Source organism: Plasticicumulans sp. (genome assembly GCF_035331805.1).
Classification (GTDB): Bacteria; Pseudomonadota; Gammaproteobacteria; order Competibacterales; family Competibacteraceae; genus Plasticicumulans.
On the sequence record NZ_DAOLKE010000050.1, the window covers coordinates 1 to 16361 of the forward strand.

14 protein-coding genes are annotated in these 16361 nt (G+C 70.8%); 12 read left to right on the plus strand and 2 right to left on the minus strand.

Features of this window, described 5'->3' with window-relative positions; all coding sequences use genetic code 11:
- Positions 1–275: 16S rRNA (guanine(966)-N(2))-methyltransferase RsmD (rsmD, locus tag PKE44_RS05805; RefSeq protein WP_324548968.1), on the minus strand; the 275-nt coding region annotated here is incomplete at its 3' end.
- A gap of 113 nt (positions 276–388) precedes the next feature.
- On the opposite strand from rsmD, the gene ftsY reads away from it, so the two are divergent.
- From ftsY to PKE44_RS05835, 6 genes are all read left to right on the plus strand, one after another.
- Positions 389–1312 carry a signal recognition particle-docking protein FtsY gene (ftsY, locus tag PKE44_RS05810; RefSeq protein ID WP_324548970.1) on the plus strand — a complete coding sequence of 308 codons (924 nt, stop codon included), beginning with the start codon at positions 389–391 and terminating at the stop codon, positions 1310–1312.
- 152 nt (positions 1313–1464) lie between these two features.
- Complete coding sequence (gene rpoH, locus PKE44_RS05815) at positions 1465–2331, plus strand: RNA polymerase sigma factor RpoH (protein WP_324548972.1); 867 nt, start codon at positions 1465–1467, stop codon at positions 2329–2331.
- A 196-nt stretch (positions 2332–2527) separates the two neighbouring features.
- Positions 2528–4144, plus strand: coding sequence for a potassium channel protein (locus tag PKE44_RS05820; RefSeq protein ID WP_324548974.1), 1617 nt, complete (start codon positions 2528–2530; stop codon positions 4142–4144).
- Positions 4141–4857, plus strand: a complete 717-nt coding sequence (locus tag PKE44_RS05825; RefSeq protein ID WP_324548976.1) for an NAD-binding protein — start codon at positions 4141–4143, stop codon at positions 4855–4857. The genes PKE44_RS05820 and PKE44_RS05825 overlap by 4 nt, the downstream gene beginning before the upstream one ends.
- A 288-nt stretch (positions 4858–5145) precedes the next feature.
- On the plus strand, positions 5146–5847 hold the full coding sequence (locus tag PKE44_RS05830) for a response regulator (protein ID WP_324548978.1): 702 nt from the start codon (positions 5146–5148) through the stop codon (positions 5845–5847).
- 148 nt (positions 5848–5995) lie between these two features.
- The gene (locus tag PKE44_RS05835; RefSeq protein ID WP_324548980.1) at positions 5996–6646 is read left to right on the plus strand and encodes a hypothetical protein; all 651 of its coding nucleotides are present in this window, start codon (positions 5996–5998) and stop codon (positions 6644–6646) included.
- 44 nt (positions 6647–6690) lie between these two features.
- On the opposite strand, the gene PKE44_RS05840 is transcribed toward PKE44_RS05835, so the two are convergent.
- On the minus strand, positions 6691–10926 hold the full coding sequence (locus PKE44_RS05840) for a chemotaxis protein CheB (protein ID WP_324548982.1): 4236 nt from the start codon (positions 10924–10926) through the stop codon (positions 6691–6693).
- Positions 10927–11352: 426 nt separating this feature from the next.
- On the opposite strand from PKE44_RS05840, the gene PKE44_RS05845 reads away from it, so the two are divergent.
- The 6 genes from PKE44_RS05845 to PKE44_RS05870 all read left to right on the plus strand — a co-directional run bounded on the left by PKE44_RS05845 (position 11353) and on the right by PKE44_RS05870 (position 16066).
- Positions 11353–11883 carry a hypothetical protein gene (locus PKE44_RS05845; protein WP_324548984.1) on the plus strand — a complete coding sequence of 177 codons (531 nt, stop codon included), beginning with the start codon at positions 11353–11355 and terminating at the stop codon, positions 11881–11883.
- Complete coding sequence (locus tag PKE44_RS05850) at positions 11880–12581, plus strand: response regulator (protein ID WP_324548986.1); 702 nt, start codon at positions 11880–11882, stop codon at positions 12579–12581. Before PKE44_RS05845 ends, PKE44_RS05850 begins: the two co-directional genes overlap by 4 nt.
- A gap of 546 nt (positions 12582–13127) precedes the next feature.
- Positions 13128–13625, plus strand: a complete 498-nt coding sequence (locus PKE44_RS05855) for a hypothetical protein (RefSeq protein ID WP_324548988.1) — start codon at positions 13128–13130, stop codon at positions 13623–13625.
- A 146-nt stretch (positions 13626–13771) separates the two neighbouring features.
- A complete protein-coding gene (locus tag PKE44_RS05860; RefSeq protein WP_324548990.1) occupies positions 13772–14866 on the plus strand; it encodes a GGDEF domain-containing protein in 1095 nt (364 codons plus the stop codon).
- Positions 14867–15390: 524 nt separating this feature from the next.
- Positions 15391–15594 (plus strand): hypothetical protein, encoded by a 204-nt coding sequence (locus PKE44_RS05865; RefSeq protein WP_324548992.1) that lies wholly within the window; start codon positions 15391–15393, stop codon positions 15592–15594.
- Entirely contained in the window at positions 15581–16066 is a 486-nt protein-coding gene (locus PKE44_RS05870; RefSeq protein WP_324548994.1) for a DUF2335 domain-containing protein, read from the plus strand. The genes PKE44_RS05865 and PKE44_RS05870 overlap by 14 nt, the downstream gene beginning before the upstream one ends.
- The last annotated feature ends 295 nt before the right edge of the window (positions 16067–16361 follow it).

Genomic DNA, 16361 nt, shown 5'->3' on the forward strand with positions numbered 1-16361 from the left:
GCCGCGAGCGCGCGCGCGACCGCCGGCTCGCGCTCGACGAACTGCACGAGCCGCGCCCCGCGCGACAGCGCCTCGATGCCGAGCGCACCGCTGCCGGCGAACAGGTCGAGGCAGCGCGCGCCGTCGATGACCGGCATCAGCCAGTTGAACAGCGTCTCGCGCACGCGATCCGGCGTCGGGCGCAGGCCCGGGGCGTCGGGGAACGCGAGCCGCCGGCCGCGGAAGCGGCCGCCGATCACGCGCAACTGGTTGCTCGGCCGGGGACTGCGGGGCATCGGGAGGGCTCGGGCGATCGGCAACGGCAGGCGGCCGGGGGCGGCGATGATACGATGCGCGCGCCCCGCCCGCCGCGCGCGGGCCATGTCCCTGCACGAGAATCCCCCGCGCAATGAGCGAAGCCTCCTGGTTCGGCCGCCTGAAGAGCCGACTCGCCCGCACCCGCCAGACCCTCAGCGACGGCCTCGGCAGCCTGCTGCTCGGGCGCAAGCAGATCGACGACGAGCTGTTCGAGGAACTCGAAACCCGGCTGCTGATGGCCGATGTCGGCATCGAGGCCACGCAGCACATCATCGGGCGGCTGACCGAGCGCGTGTCGCGCCGCCAGCTCGCCGACGGCGCGGCGCTGATGCAGGCGCTGCGCGAGGAGCTGACCGCGCTGCTCGCGCCCTGCGAGCGCCCGCTCGACGTGAGCACGCAGCGGCCGTTCGTGATCCTGATGGCCGGCATCAACGGCGCCGGCAAGACCACGACCATCGGCAAGCTCGCGCAGCGCTTCCGCAGCGAGGGCAGGAGCGTGCTGCTCGCCGCCGGCGACACCTTCCGCGCCGCCGCCGTCGAGCAGCTGCAGGTCTGGGGCGAGCGCAACGGCGTGCCGGTGATCGCGCAGGGCACCGGTGCCGATTCGGCCTCGGTGATCTTCGACGCCGTGCAGTCGGCGCAGGCGCGCGGCACGCAGGTGCTGATCGCCGACACCGCCGGGCGCCTGCACACGCAGCAGAACCTGATGGACGAGCTGCGCAAGATCCGCCGCGTCATCGGCAAGATCGACGCCGCCGCGCCGCACGAGGTGCTGCTGGTGCTCGACGCCGGCACCGGCCAGAACGCGCTGAACCAGGCCGTGCAGTTCCACGAGGCGATCGGCGTCACCGGTCTGGTGCTGACCAAGCTCGACGGCACCGCCAAGGGCGGCATCGTGTTCGCGATCGCGCGCCGCCTCGGCCTGCCGATCCGCTACATCGGCGTCGGCGAGGGGCTGGAGGACCTGCGCGAGTTCGTCGCCGCCGATTACGTCTCGGCGCTGCTCGACGCCTGAAGCTTCGCGAGAAGCTTCGCGAAACCGCTGCCGATACAGGCGCGTATCGCCGCTCAACCGGGGGCGCCGGCGGAACTCCCGCCGGCTTTGGCACTCCTATCGCCCGACTGCTAACATCAGCCCGCGAACTGGAGTTCTCTGGAGGACTTCGCATGACCACGACCGCACTGGTTCCCTACGCGCAACAGCTTCCGGCCGCCACCGGCGACCTCGACGCCTACATCCGCGCGGTTTCCGGGGTGCCGATGCTCGACGCGGACGAGGAACAGGACCTTGCCCGCAAGCTGCAGCAACGCAACGACCTCGAAGCGGCGCGCAAGCTCGTGCTCGCGCACCTGCGCTTCGTCGTGCACATCGCCCGCGGCTACCACGGCTACGGGCTGCCGCTCGGCGACCTGATCCAGGAAGGCAACGTCGGCCTGATGAAGGCCGTCAAGCGCTTCGACCCGGAGCACGGCGTGCGCCTCGTCAGCTTCGCCGTGCACTGGATCCGCGCCGAGATCCACGAATACATCCTGCGCAACTGGCGCATCGTCAAGGTCGCGACCACGAAGGCGCAGCGCAAGCTGTTCTTCAACCTGCGCAGCGCCAAGCAGCGCCTCGGCTGGTTCACGCACGAGGAAGTCGAGACCGTCGCGCGCGAACTCGGCGTGACCCCCGGCGACGTGCTGGAGATGGAAAGCCGGCTGTCCGGCAACGACCTGACCTACGACCCGACGCCGGATGACGACGACGCCGACGGCCCGGTGGCGCCGGCCGCGTACCTGTCGAATCCGGCCGACGATCCGCTCGCGCAGCTCGAAGCCGAGGACTGGGAGGCGCGCACCGGCCACCGGCTCGGGGCCGCGCTCGAAGGCCTCGATGCCCGCGCCCGCGACATCCTGCGCCGGCGCTGGCTCGACGAGGACCACAAGCCGACGCTGCACGAGCTGGCCGCCGAGTACGGCGTCTCGGCCGAGCGCATCCGCCAGATCGAGGCCGGCGCGCTGAAGAAGCTGAAGACCGCGCTCGCCGCCTGAACCTCACGCCCTTCCCTGCCCCGACGCCGGGGCCGTCCGCTGCGACGGCCCCGGCGTCGGCTTTCATGCGGGCGGCCGGGGGCCACCCGATCGTCCCGCTTGACCGGGATCGCTGCAGGCACGGCCGGCTGCGGCCATACTGCCCCACCTCTGTCTCCTGCCGTCGGCACGGCCGCCCGCCCGAACCTTCGCGACCATGACCGCCGCGCCCGCCCATCACCTCGTCCGCTGCTGCTATGCGCTCGCCGCCAGTCCCGGCTACCGGCGCACCAAGCGCTTCGCCTACGACCTGCTCGAAAACCCGGCCTCGCGGCTGCGGCCGTACTTCGACATGGCGATGTGCGCGCTGATCCTCGCGACGGTCGGGCTGATCATCCACGAGGTCAAGAACCCGCCGACGCCGTTCACGCTCGTGTTCGAGGACACGGTCATGTACGTGTTCATCGCCGAGTACCTGGCGCGCATGTGGGTGTGGAACGACTCGCACCGGCTGGTGATCGAGGCCTGGGAGCGCGCCGAGCTGCTCGGCCTGCCGTTCCGGCTGCGGCCGGTGCTCGCTGCGCTGCTGCGCCAGAAGTGGGCCTATGCGACGCAGCCGATGGCGATCATCGACCTGCTGGCGATCCTGCCCTCGTACCGGCCGCTGCGCACGCTGCGCTTCTTCCTGCTGTTCCGCGTCTTCAAGCTGTTCCGCTACACGCGCTCGATCAACGAGTTCGCGCGCGTGCTCGCCGAGAAGCGCTTCGAGTTCTACACGCTGGCGACCTTCATCGGCTTCGTCGTGTTCGCGTCGGCGACCGCGATCTACATCCTCGAAGCCCACGTCGAGACCAGCCACGTCAACACGCTCTACGACGCCGTCTACTGGGCGGTGATCACGATCTTCACGGTCGGCTACGGCGACATCGTGCCGAAGACGCCCGAGGGCCGGCTGGTGGCGATCGTGCTGGTGGTGATCGGCGTGGCGGTGATCTCGTTCTCGACCTCGATCGTCGTCAACGCCTTCAGCGAGAAGATGCAGACGATGCGCGACCGGCGCCTGTACGCCGATACCGAGAAGCTGCACGACTACGTGATCGTCTGCGGCTACGGCCGGGTCGGCGAGGTCGTCGTCGACCGGCTGGTGGCCACCGGCACGCCGTTCGTGATCATCGACCGCCACGCCAAGAACATCCTCCGCGCCAAGGCGCAGGCCCGGCTGGCGATCTGCGACGACGCGGTGCGCGCCGAGCTGCTCGGCCAGGTCGGCATCACGCGCGGCGCGAAGAGCATCCTGTGCGTGACCGGCGACGACGTGACCAACCTCTACATCACGCTGACCGCGCGGCAGATGAACCCGCACATCCGCATCGTCTCGCGCGCCAACAAGTCCGAAACCGTGCGCAAGCTCAGGCTCGCCGGCGCCGATCACGTCGTCATGCCCTACGAGATCGTCGGCCTGATGGCGGCCGAGTACATCCACCAGCCGGTGGCGTCGATGGCGCTGAGCGGCATCCTCTCCGGCGAGCGCGGCATGGCGATGGACGTGGTGCTGGTCGCCGCGCATTCGCTGCTCGACGGCCGGCGCATCGCCGACATCGGCTTCGCCGCGCGCAGGCTGACGCTGTTCGGCGTGCTCGCCGCGCCCGGGGCCGTGCAGCGCCCGGCGCTGATCCGCCACCCGCTCGCCGACGGGCGGGATTTCTACTTCAACCCGCCCGCGGCCTTCACGCTGCAGGCCGGCGACCAGCTCATCGTGCTCGGGCGCGAACTGTCGATCCAGCACCTGCGCGCCCAGGTCGAAGCCAGCGCCCTCGCCCGGAGGCCGGCATGAAGCGCCTGCGCATCGCCGTGTTCGGCTACCACAAGCTCGGCATCGAGGTCGCCAAGCACCTCGCGCCGACGCCGTGCGAGCTGCTGGTCATCGACAGCTCGGACGACAACCTCGCGCGCGCCGCCGAGCGCGGCCACGCGACGCTCAAGTGCGATTACACCGATGACCTCGAACTCGCGCGCGCCGGCATCGGCCGCGACATCGACCTGATCTTCTGCCTGCTGCCCGACGAGGCGCAGAACGTGTTCCTGATCATCTCGGCGCGCGCGCTCGATGAGCGCCTGACCATCGTCGCCGTGTCCGATTCGCCGGGATCGGAGCAGAAGCTGCGTGCCGCCGGCGCCGACAAGGTCATCGACCCGTTCGACATCGCCGGCCGCCGCATCTCCGACCTGCTGGTGCGTCCGACCGTCGTCGACGTGCTCGACCAGACCGTGTTCGGCGCCGCCGATCTGGAGATCGCCGAGGTCGCCGTGACCCGCGAGGGCCGGCTGGCCGGGCGGCGCCTGCTGGATGCGAGCCGCCTCGCCGGCGGCACGCTGGTCATCGTCGGCCTCGTGCGCTCGGGTCTGGAGCGCGAGCTGCGCTTCGCGCTGGAAGCGCCCGAGTACGTGCTGACGCCCGGCGACGTGCTGATGGTGGTCGGCCCGGCCGCCGACGTGCTCGCCTTCCGCGCCGAGGCCGCAGCCGGGGATGCCCAGCGCGCGATCTAGCCGGCTGCGCGCCGGGCCTCCGGCACGGCCCCCGCCCGCCCGGCGACGACCGGATCCGGCGCGCAGCCGTGCGAAAACCCTCCGCAGAATTGATCTGGTGCAATGCTTCCGAATCCGATATTCCTGATCCTCGGGCACAGGCGTCGCGGGGCAGGCCGGATATGGCATGCAGACGCCGTGCTCCGGATTCATCCGACTGACCTGGCATGACGGGAGAACATCGGACCCCCCGTTCCAGCAGCACCGGGGCGGCGCAGCGCAACGGAGGCGATGCGCGCCGACAGGCACATGAACACCGAGACCACGCATCCGCCGCCTCCGGGCGTCGGCATCGTCGATGATGACCACGAGCTGCGCACGGCCCTGCGCCTGCTGCTCGAAAGCGCCGGCCATGTCGTCGAGACCTGGGCCGACGCCGATGCCTGTCTCGCCGCCATGCATCCGCAGCGCAGCGGCTGCCTGCTGCTCGACCTGCGCCTGCCCGGCATGAGCGGGCTGAGCCTGCAGAAAGCCTTGCACGAGCGCGGCATCGAGCTGCCCGTCATCCTGCTGAGCGGCCATGCCGACACCGCCATCGCCGTGCGCGCGATGCACGAGGGCGCCTTCGACGTGCTGCAGAAGCCGTGTGAACCGGCCGTGCTGCTGGCGACGGTCGCCGATGCGATCGCCGAGGATGCCGCCCGGCGCCAGCGGCGTGCGCCGCACGAGCGCGCGCGCCAGCGGCTCGCGCAGCTCAGTGAACGCGAGCGGGCCGTGTTCGACGGCATCGTCGCCGGCCGGCTCAACAAGAGCATCGCCGCCGAACTCGGCCTCACCGAATCGACGATCGAAGTCCATCGCCGCAACCTGATGCGCAAGCTCGGGGCCGGCACGCTGACCGAGCTCGTGCAGCTGCACGTGGCCGCGAACACGGACGGCCCCGACCCGCACATGCAGTATCCTGCCCCCGGCACCTGGAAACCGCCGCGACGGCACACGGACGACGCCTGATAGCGATCACGCCCGAAAGCGTTGTTCACCCCCTCCTTCCCGCCCCTCCCCCGCGAGGGACGGCAAGGACGGCGTGTTCCGCCGGGATCGGGATGAATGCCCATGAGCGACCGGGGCCACGACCCGGCACCACCCGCACCGACGACGCATGAACGACGCCCTCCTGCCGCCCGGTGGCACGACGCTGCCCGATCTGGTCCACGAACTGAGCCAGCCGCTCGCCACGATCGCGAGCTACGCCGAAGCCTGTCATCTGCTGCTGACGAAGCCCGGCAGCGAAACCCTGATGGCCGCGACCCTGACGGCGATCGTGGCGCAGGCCAGCCTGGCCGGGCAATTGCTGCAGGCGCTGCGGCAGGCGCTGCACGGCGCCGGCACGCCGGCCCCGCCGGCCGGGGATGACACGCCGACGCTCGCCGCCCTGCTGGCACGGCTCGCGCCGGTGCTGGCCACCCACGCCGAAACGCAGGCCATGACGCCCGCCGTCGGCCAGTGGCGCACGGCCGCGGTGGTCGCGGCCGGTCTCGATGCCGAACTGCCGACGCTGGCTGCCCGCCTGCACGCCGTCAGCGATCAGCCCTGCCATCTGCTCGCGGCACTGGCGCCCGAAGGCGGCGCCCGGCTGTACCTGATGCCTGCGCCGGCCGCGGCGGCGTCGATCACCGGCCAGCACCGGCTGCTCGACACCGACACGGCCGACTGCGCGCAGCGACTGCTGGGCTGCGGCATCAGCCTGAGCCCGCACTGGCAGGCCGACCGCGGCCTGTGCTTCGAACTGCGCCTGCCGGGCCCGGACTGAACGCACCGGGCCGCCGGAGCGCCACGCCCCGCAAGCGGCCCGGCTCAGCCCCCTCCGGCGAGCAGGGCCGCGAGCTGTTCGCGGCTCACGGGCTTCAGCAGGTGGCGGTCGAACCCGGCCTCGCGGATGCGCTGCTGTTCGTCCGGGCCGCCGAAGCCGGTCAGCGCGACCAGTTGCAGCACGGCGTCCGGATACCGCTCGCGCAGCGCGCGCGCCACGGCGTAGCCGTTCATCTTCGGCATCGCCAGATCGAGCAGCACCGTGTGCGGCCCGAAGCTTCCGACGGCGTCCGACACCTCGTGCCCGTCCGAGAGCGCGCAGACCTCGTGCCCCATCGCTTCGAGCAGCGCCGCGAGGGCGGTGCGCACGTCGTTGTTGTCATCGACGAGCAGCACGCGCCGCGGCACGACCGGCAGCGGCTCCGGCAGCACTGCCGTGCCGGCGATGAGGGGCCGGACATCGGCCGGGGCATCGAGCGGCAGGCGGATCGTGAACGTGCTGCCGCAGCCGGGGCCGGGACTCGCCGCGGTCAGCGTCCCGCCGTGCAGCTCGATGAGCCGGCGCGCGAGCACGAGTCCGAGGCCGAAGCTGAGGCTGTCGTCGCCGGAGCCGGGCTCGGAGGGGCTGTCGCCGGGATCGTCCGGGGCGCTGTGCACGAACAGCCGGAACAGCTGCGCCAGCCGCTCGGGGGCGATGCCGCGGCCGTTGTCGCGCACGCGGATCACGGCCTCGCTGCCGCTGCGCTCGGCCATCAGCTCGATGCGGGCGCCGGCCGGGCTGTAGCGGCTGGCGTTGTGCAGCAGGTTGCCGACCGCCTGCACCAGACGCACCCGGTCGCCGACGAGCGCGAGCGGGCTGGACGGCGGCAGGTAGGAGAAGTCCTGGCGGCGCGCGACGAAGCGCGGCTGCTGGCCCTCGATCGCCATCTGCAGCACGTCGTCGAGATCAAGATCCTGCATGCGCAGGCGGATCTGGCCGATCTGCTCGATGCGGCTGGCATCGAGCAGGTCATCGACGAGGCGCTGCAGCTGCTGCACCTGGCGGTCGACGAGCTGCAGCTGCGCCTGCAGCTGCCCTTCCTGATCGGCGCCGAGCAGCAGGTCGAGGGTGCTGCGGATCGGCACGAGGGGGTTGCGCAGTTCGTGGCCGAGGGTCGCGAGGAACTCGTTCTTGAGCCGGTCGGTGGCCGCGAGCTGCGTGGCGCGGCGCACGAGCGTGCGGTTGACCTCGATCTTCTCGATGGCGATCCACGTGCGCTCGGCGAGCACGCTGACGAGGTCGAGATCCTCGTCGGTCCACAGATAGACGCCGGTGTGGCCGACGCCGACCAGCGTCAGCAGCCGGCCGTCGACGACCGGCGCGAACAGCAGCACCGTGCCGGGCAGCTGCTGCGGGGCGCCGAGCGTCGTCAGCGCCGCGTGCAGGCCCGGATCGGCGCCGGCATTGCCGGTGCTGATCAGCGGCTGGCCGCGGCGCAGCGTGCGCAGCACGTCGGCCGGCAGCCTCGTCAGCGACACGCGCGCCCCGACGCTGGAGCCCTCGACGTACAGCCACTGCTGCGCGCTGTCGACCGGGGCGTAGCGGCTCCAGGCCGCGCCGAGATGGCGCTCGATCAGCTCGGAAACGGCCGTGACGATGTCGGCCGGGTCCTGGAGTTCGGCGAGGCGGTCGTTGAGGGCGAGCATCAGCCGTTCGCGCACTTCCAGGCGATGGCGCACGCTCACGTCGGTGAAGGTGACGACGACGCCGCCGATGCGGTTGTCCTCGGTGCGGTACGGCAGCACGCGGCACAGATGCCAGCGCCCGTCATAGGTGCGGATCTCGGTTTCGATCGGTGCGAGGTGTTCGAGCACGCGCACGGACTGCGCGAGCAGCGCCACGCGGTCGAAGTCGCAGCTGATGTCCTCGACCGAGCGGCCGATGTCGCTCGGGATCACGCGCATCAGCTGCGCCATCGCCGGCGTGTAGCGGCGGATGCAGAAGTGCTCGTCGAGGAACAGCGTCGCGATCTGCGTGCTCGCGAGCAGGTTGCGCAGATCGGCGTTGATCTCCTCCAGCTGCTGGTTCTTGGTTTCGAGCTGCTGGTTGCTGGTGACCAGCTCCTCGTTCAGCGACTGCAGCTCCTCCTTCGAGGTTTCGAGCTCCTCGTTGGCCGACTGCAGCTCCTCGTTGATCGACATCACCTCCTCGTTGCTGGCCGTGAACTCCTCGTAGGCGCTTTCGAGCTGCTCGGTCATGCCGGAGAGGTCCTCGCGCGCGCGCGCCAGCTCGAATTCGAGCTGCGCGATCGCGGTGCCGCTGGCATCGGCCGTGCCGGCGACCTCGCGCGGCGGCGGGCCGACGACGGGCAGGCGCGTGAAGGCGATGAGCAGCAGGCCGTCGAGCTCGCGCGGCACGCGCAGGGCCTCGACGATGCACTCGATGTCGCCGCTGCCGGCGGCCTCGGCGGCGTGCTGGCGCACCACGCGGTTGGCCGCCGTCGTGCTGATCTCGTGCAGCGCGGAGCGCAACATGCTGCGCAGGCCGTCGCGCGTCCACGCGAACAGGTCGGCGGTGTGCTCGCCGACCGGCTGGCGCAGGAACTCGTGCGTCGGGCCGAAGAAGTACAGGATCTCGTAGCGGCGGTTGACGAGCACGCAGGCGCGCGTGTAGCGCTCCAGCACGATCTGCTGCGCGTAGCCGGCGATCCCCGAGACCTTGGCGCCGAGCAGCGGCCCCGCACCGCTCAGCTCCGGTGCCGCCATCGCCGCCGGTATCTGCCCCGCCTTGCGCGGCGCATCGAGGCGCACGGCCCAGTTCTGCACGCCCGAGGGGCGGCGCAGCGTCGGCGGGTAGCCGTCGCGCGCCAGCCGCGGAGTGCCGATGCGCCGGTACACGCGCCACTTGTGCGAGACCGGCTCGAACAGGTCGAACTGCCCGCCGATCGACTCGACGTTGCCGAGGAACAGGTAGCCCCCCGGACGCAGCGCGAAGTGAAACAGCGCCAGCATGCGCTCCTGCATCTCCGGTTCGAGATAGATCATGAAGTTGCGGCAGCTGATCAGGTCGATGCGGCCGAACGGCGGATCGTTGATGAGGTTCTGCACCGCGAAGGTCACGCAGTCGCGCACCTCGCGGATCACCCGGTAGCGCGTGCCCTCGACGCGGAAGAAGCGCGCCAGCCGCGCCGGCGTCACGTGCGCCGTGATGCTGTCCGGATAGAGGCCGGTGCGCGCGACGTTGAGCGCGGCCTCGCTCGAATCCGAAGCGAACAGCTGGATGTGCGGCTGCCCCGGCAGCAGGCGCTCCAGCAGCAGGATCGCGAGGCTGTAGACCTCCTCGCCGCTCGCGCAGGCCGGCACCCAGGCCCGCAGCGGCCGCTCGGCCGAGGCCAGCTCGCAGAGCTCGGGCAGCACCTGCTCGGCCAGATGGTCCCAGGCCTGCGGGTTGCGGAAGAACTGCGTGACGCTGATCATCAGATCGGCGGCCAGCACATCGAACTCCGCGGAGTCACGCTGCAGCAGCGCGAGATAGTCCTTGCTCTCGCGCAGGCGCAGCGCGCTCATGCGCCGCTGGACGCGCCGCGCCAGCATGCCTTTCTTGTAGCAGCGGAAGTCGAAGTCCTGGCGCGCGCGCAGCAGCGCCAGCACATCCTCCAGATCCGGCTTCTCCCGATCCGCATCCTCCGGCTCCGGCTCCGGCTCCGCTTCGGCCGGTTCCGGCTCCGGCGGCACGGGCTCGCTGTGCCAGCGATGCTGCACATGCTCGATCAGCACCGCCGGCATGGCGGAGATCGCCAGCACGTGATCGTCGAGACCGGCGTCGATCGCGCTGGTCGGCATGCTGTCCTGCATCGCGGTCTCGGGCGTCTGCACCAGCACGAGCCCGCCCGCGTTGCGGATGTCCTTGAGGCCGAGCGTGCCGTCGCTGCCGCCGCCCGAGAAGACCACGCCGATCGCGCGCGCGCCGCAGCTGCGTGCGAGCGAGCGCAGCAGCACGTCGATGGGCTTGCGCAGCCAGCGCGGGGTTTCCGGCTCCCGCGGCACGAGCCGGCCGTTCTGGTATTCGAGGCAGCAGTTCGGCGCGATCACGTAGACGTGATCGGGCACCACCTGCACCGGATGCGTGACCTCCGTGACCGGCATGGTCGTGTGCCGCGCCAGGATTTCGGTCAGCACGCTGCTGCGCTCGGGATCGAGATGCAGCACGAACACGAAGGCCATGCCGCTGGCGGCCGGCATCGCGCTCAGGAATTCGTTGAACGCCTCGACGCCCCCTGCCGAAGCGCCGAGGCCGACCACCGGAAATGCACACCGGGCCCCGCCGGCCGGCCCTGATGCAGCTCGTCTGGACATCGTCTTCCCCCCTCTGCGCCACGAATCCGCCGGCAAGTTTAAGTCCGCTTCGCCCGTCCTCCTCGGCTTCTCCCGACGAAGTAGGTACAAACCGGTAGCCGCCGTGGAAAGCGCCAATGGCGATGCACTGCTCCTGACAGCATAGTGACAGGCAGCCCTGCATCCCGAGCCACGGCCAGGATGGTGGCAGGCAGCGAGACGGGGCCAAGAGAAGCGACAGCATGATCCTGGGGACACGCGCCAGCGTGTGCGCCAGAAGCAGCGCGGCGGTTCAGGACGAGCCTCCGCGCCGCTTTTTCATGCTTTTTCCATTAATGACCGCCACTTGCAAGGCCATCGTACAGACAGGACCTGCCCGGGAGCAGCGACGGCATGCCGGATCGAAACCGGGTGGAGGGAGAAAAGTCTGCCATGTCCGAACCTCTGCCCGGCCTCGATGCCCCCCTGTCAGGAACACTTCAGGGCTTTCTCGATTCCCTCTGTCCGTTGCTGCCCGCAGCGACGGACTACGCCATCCTCGGCTTCGATCCTCACCTGCACTGCTGCTACGCCAGCGGCTCTGCACTCGGCACGCTCGGCATCGAAAATCCGCTCCGGGGCACGGAGTTGCAGGCGCTCGCGCCGGCGCTGCGCACGGTCGTGAGCGGGCTTTGCCGCTGCGTCTTCGCCGGCGCGCTGACCGAAACCGGGATCACGCTCGGCCCGCAGCGGCTGCGCCTGACCGGCATGCCGCTGCTCGACAGCAGCGGTGCGATCAGCATGGCCCTGATCCGCATCCTGCCGGTCGACCCGCTTCCCGATGACCGCACGAGCGCAGTCGAGGATGTCCGCAACCGCAGCCCCGACGGGACCGCCGACTGGCACGACCCTGAACGGAGGCGAAGCACGCCGGCAGGCCGATGAACACCGGGACCACACCTCCGCCGCCTCCGGGCGTCGGCATCGTCGATGATGACCGCGAGCTGCGCACGGCCCTGCGCCTGCTGCTCGAAAGCGCCGGCCATGTCGTCGAGACCTGGGCCGACGCCGATGCCTGTCTCGCCGCCATGCATCCGCAGCGCAGCGGCTGCCTGCTGCTCGACCTGCGCCTGCCCGGCATGAGCGGGCTGAGCCTGCAGAAAGCCTTGCACGAGCGCGGCATCGAGCTGCCCGTCATCCTGCTGAGCGGCCATGCCGACACCGCCATCGCCGTGCGCGCGATGCACGAGGGCGCCTTCGACGTGCTGCAGAAGCCGTGTGAACCGGCCGTGCTGCTGGCGACGGTCGCCGATGCGATCGCCGAGGATGCCGCCCGGCGCCAGCGGCGTGCGCCGCACGAGCGCGCGCGCCAGCGGCTCGCGCAGCTCAGTGAACGCGAGCGGGCCGTGTTCGACGGCATCGTCGCCGGCCGGCTCAACAAGAGCATCGCCGCCGAACTCGGCCTCACCGAATCGACGATCGAAGTCCATCGCCGCAACCTGATGCGCAAGCTCGGGGCCGGCACGCTGACCGAGCTCGTGCAGCTGCACGTGGCCGCGAGCACGAACGGCACCGACCCGCGCACGCCGTATCACGCCCTCGACCTCTGGATGCCGCCGCGACGACCTGCGGACGACGGCTGAATGGCCGGGAGCAAGCGGCAGCCTGTCAGCACGACCCGTTGCGGCGCGGCGTCCGGATACCACCGTTCACGCAGCGCACGCGCCACGGCGCAGCCGTTCATCCCCGGCATGACGGGATTGCCAGCACGGGATCGTCGAGACCGGCGTCGATCGTTCCCTCCTCCGCGCCGCTGATCCGCCGGCCGCTTCAAGTTTCCCCCGAAAAAGTAGGTACAAACCGGTAGCCGCCGGGGAAAGCGCCAATGGTGCTTTGCCCTTCCTGCCAGCACTGTGACGCCAGCCCCGCAGTCCGGGCCACGACAGGGAGGGTGGCAGGCAGCGAGACGGGGCCAAGAGAAGTGACGATACGTCCCCGGAGGAGCGGGACACGCGCCAGCGTGTTGCGCCAGAAGTAGCGCGGCGGTTCGGGACGAGCCTCCGCGCCGCTTTTGCTAGGCATTTCCCGCACGTCACCGTCGCTTCCAGCGCCATTGCCCGGGCCGGAGCCTGTCCGGCGACGGCGGTGGCCCGCCGGATCGCATCACCTGGGAAAAGGGGAAGCCTGCCATGTCCGAATCTTCGTCCGAACCTGCCACACCGCTGTCCGGAACAGAGCACGGTTTTCTCGACGACCTCTGCTCCGCGATCCCCGCAAAGACCGACTACGCCATCCTCGGCTTCGACGTTCACCTGCACTGCTGCTACGCCAGCGGCCCGGGACTCGGCGCGCTCGGCATCGAAAATCCGCCCCGCGGCACCGGCCTGCAGACGCTCGCACCGGCGCTGCGCACGGTCGTGAGCGGGCTGTGCCGCTGCGTCTTCGCCGGTGCGCTGACCGAAACCGAGATCACGCACGGCCCGCGGCGGCTGCGCCTGAACGGCCTGCCGCTGCTCGACAGCAATGGTGCGATCAGCATGGCCCTGATCCGCATCCTGCCCGCCGAGCCGGCCTCCGGCGCCCGGAGGGACACGGCCACCGGCTTCCGCCAGCGCGGCTGCGACGAGGCCGCCGACTGGCACGGCCCTGCCGGCGCGCTCCGGCAGGATGCCGCCCACAGACGCTGAGTGCCGGCGGTGTACCGATGCCGGAGCCGGCAGCGCTTCCGTCTCTGCGCACGTCCGTGCCGATCCGGCGGTCCCCGCGCCGCCGCTTCCTCGCGCTCGTCACGGGCATCGCCCTTGTGCTCACCGCTCTGGGCGGACTCGTGGTCGTGGAGGCCCGATACGGTTTCGAGGCCGCCGAGCGCCTCGCCCGGCTGCACACGGCCGGCCTCGCCCTCGAACGCCTGACGCTTGCCCTCGGCAACGCCGAGACTGCCGCGCCGGCCGCGCGCGAAGCGGCCCTCGCCGCCAGCCAAACCGCCTGGCAGCAGTTCAGCCTCGCGTTCTCCGCGCTCGGCGCCGGCCTTGCCGCCGACAGCACGCTGCACCACGACTACGCCGCCTTCGAACGGCAGGTCGCGAGCCGCATCGCCGTCCTCGCGCCGCCCGACCCCGGACCGGCTCCCGGGCGCCCTCCCGAGGGCCGGCCCGGCGAACCTGCAGAGCCATACCGCAGCGCCAGCGCCCGGCTGCACGCCCATACCGCGGCCGAAGCGCAGCAGCTCACCGATGCCGCCGATATCCATCGCCTGCGCCTGGAGCACTACCTGCAGTGGCTCGGCGGCCTGCTGTCCGGCAGCGCCCTGCTCGCCCTGCATCTGGTCCGTCGCCGGTCGGCGGACTGGCAGCAACGCCTGCGGCATCTGGAATACGAGGCGACCCACGATCCGCTGACGCAGCTGCCGAACCGGCGCCTGTTCACCGACTGCGCCGTCTGGGGACTCGCGCACGCGCTGCGCTGCCAGCGGCCGGCCTGCGTGCTGCTGCTCGATCTGGACGGCTTCAAGGCCGTCAACGACCGCTACGGCCACGCCGCCGGCGACCGCCTGCTCATCGACATCGCCGCGCGCCTGCAGCAGTGCCTGCGCGAATCCGACCTGCTCGCCCGGCTCGGCGGCGACGAATTCGCCATCCTCATCCCGAGCAGCTGCAGCATCGGGGATCCGGACCGGCTCGCCGTGCGCCTGCTGCAGAGCATCCGCACGCCGCAGCCCGACGCCGCCGGCCGGGTGCCGATCAGCGCCAGCATCGGCATCGCCTGCCTGCCCGGACACGGCGAGGACATCCACACCCTGCTGCAGGCCGCCGACACGGCGATGTACGCCGCCAAGCGCGCGGGCGGCAACGCCTTCCGCCACGCTGCGACGCCGGCGGAATCCCCGCCCTGCGAACGGGCCGCCGACGCCGACTCCCGGACGGCCTGAAGCGCAGCGGATGCCCGCCGCGGCGCCCCTGCAAAAACGCCCGGCCCCAGAAGGCGGATTCCGTGCCCGGCAGGGCGCGACGGCGATGCGACGGCCATCACCTGCCATTCCCGCTCGAACGCGCACGGCGGAGGCTGGCCGATTGGCCATGATTTGCTACGTCGCTGCCAATTGGACAGCCTCGTGCAAATTGCAGCCAATGACCTTGCGCCCTGCCGCCCCTGATCCGTGGCCCTGCCTGCGCCCCGGACCGGCGGATGCCGTGCCCGGTGTCGGATCACTCCTGATCCTGCAGGCGCCCGCCGGGCGCGAGCGGCACATGCAGCGGGAACGCCGGCTGCGGCCGGGCCGCCCACATTCCGGGCACCCTTCGACCGGATCGCCATGGCATCGGCCCTGAATACACCCTGCGCGCGGGTGGCGAGGCTGGAAGCTGCCTGCGATGGCACGTCCGCCACCAGCCGTCACCGTATACTGTCCATGAATCGCCCATGCCCCGAATGCCACCCAGGGAATCGCAGTCCATGAGCAAACGCCTACATACCGCGCTGCGCGGCATCGGCAGCGTGCTCGCCATCGCGCCCGGTCCGGGCGTGGCCGGCTTCCGCGAGCGCGTGCGCCGCGTGCGCCTGTACCGTGATGACCGCGAGGCGCTGCGCAGTGATTTCGAGCGCGTCGCGGCCGACCTGCGCAAAGTGCTGGACCGGATTGGCAATGCCGACCACTGAGGAAACCGGCGCCGGGCATCACGACGGCGTCCGGCCTGTAACGCCCGCCGTACCGCCTGCCCGCACTCCTGACCTGCCCGCCGCGGTCGCTGACGACCTGAGCACGATCAACAGCGCTGCCGCACACATGGTGCAGGTGGCAGCACAGGCTTTCAGCGGCCCGCTACCGCCGCCCGACCTGCTCGAACACTACCAGCGCATACAGCCCGATCTGGTCGAGCGGCTGATGCGCCTGACCGAATCCGAAGCCGCACACCGCCACGCCCTCGAAACGCAGGCGCTCGCAGCGTCCGAGCGTATTGAGGCACGCGGACAACGGTACGGCTTGCTGATCGGCCTGGCAGCGCTCGCCGTGGCGGGCATGGCGCTGTTGCTCGGTCACGAGAAAGCCGCGATGACGATAGGCGGCACAACCGTTGTCGGGCTGGCGACGGTGTTCGTCGTCGGGCGCTGGAAGAAGCCGTCCGAGTGATACCCATCCCATAGCTGATCGGCATGACGAGACCGGCCGGGCAGCCGGACGGAAGGCAGCGTTCGCGCCGGTGGCGAGCACGGCATCGAACCAGCACCGGCCACCCGCCTGCCGGCGCCGTCCAGAATGACGCGCCAGCCGCATGACCGCGGGTCCCGGGGTCACAGTCACGGCTTGAGGGTGAGCCCGGCGTGACCCCGAAAAGGACAAGGGCCTAGGTTTTCACCTAAGCCCTTGATTTTTGGTGGCTACGCTCAGAATCGAACTGAGGACCCCAGCATTATGAGTTATCGGA

Excerpts from the sequence above, each read along its gene's own strand:
- PKE44_RS05835 (WP_324548980.1), top strand. The coding sequence starts at position 5,996 with ATGAACGACGCCCTCCTGCCGCCCGGTGGCACGACGCTGCCCGATCTG.
- PKE44_RS05825 (WP_324548976.1), top strand. The coding sequence starts at position 4,141 with ATGAAGCGCCTGCGCATCGCCGTGTTCGGCTACCACAAGCTCGGCATC.
- PKE44_RS05850 (WP_324548986.1), top strand. The coding sequence starts at position 11,880 with ATGAACACCGGGACCACACCTCCGCCGCCTCCGGGCGTCGGCATCGTC.
- PKE44_RS05830 (WP_324548978.1), top strand. The coding sequence starts at position 5,146 with ATGAACACCGAGACCACGCATCCGCCGCCTCCGGGCGTCGGCATCGTC.
- PKE44_RS05865 (WP_324548992.1), top strand. The coding sequence starts at position 15,391 with ATGAGCAAACGCCTACATACCGCGCTGCGCGGCATCGGCAGCGTGCTC.
- ftsY (WP_324548970.1), top strand. The coding sequence starts at position 389 with ATGAGCGAAGCCTCCTGGTTCGGCCGCCTGAAGAGCCGACTCGCCCGC.
- PKE44_RS05820 (WP_324548974.1), top strand. The coding sequence starts at position 2,528 with ATGACCGCCGCGCCCGCCCATCACCTCGTCCGCTGCTGCTATGCGCTC.
- rpoH (WP_324548972.1), top strand. The coding sequence starts at position 1,465 with ATGACCACGACCGCACTGGTTCCCTACGCGCAACAGCTTCCGGCCGCC.
- PKE44_RS05855 (WP_324548988.1), top strand. The coding sequence starts at position 13,128 with ATGTCCGAATCTTCGTCCGAACCTGCCACACCGCTGTCCGGAACAGAG.
- PKE44_RS05870 (WP_324548994.1), top strand. The coding sequence starts at position 15,581 with ATGCCGACCACTGAGGAAACCGGCGCCGGGCATCACGACGGCGTCCGG.
- PKE44_RS05845 (WP_324548984.1), top strand. The coding sequence starts at position 11,353 with ATGCCGGATCGAAACCGGGTGGAGGGAGAAAAGTCTGCCATGTCCGAA.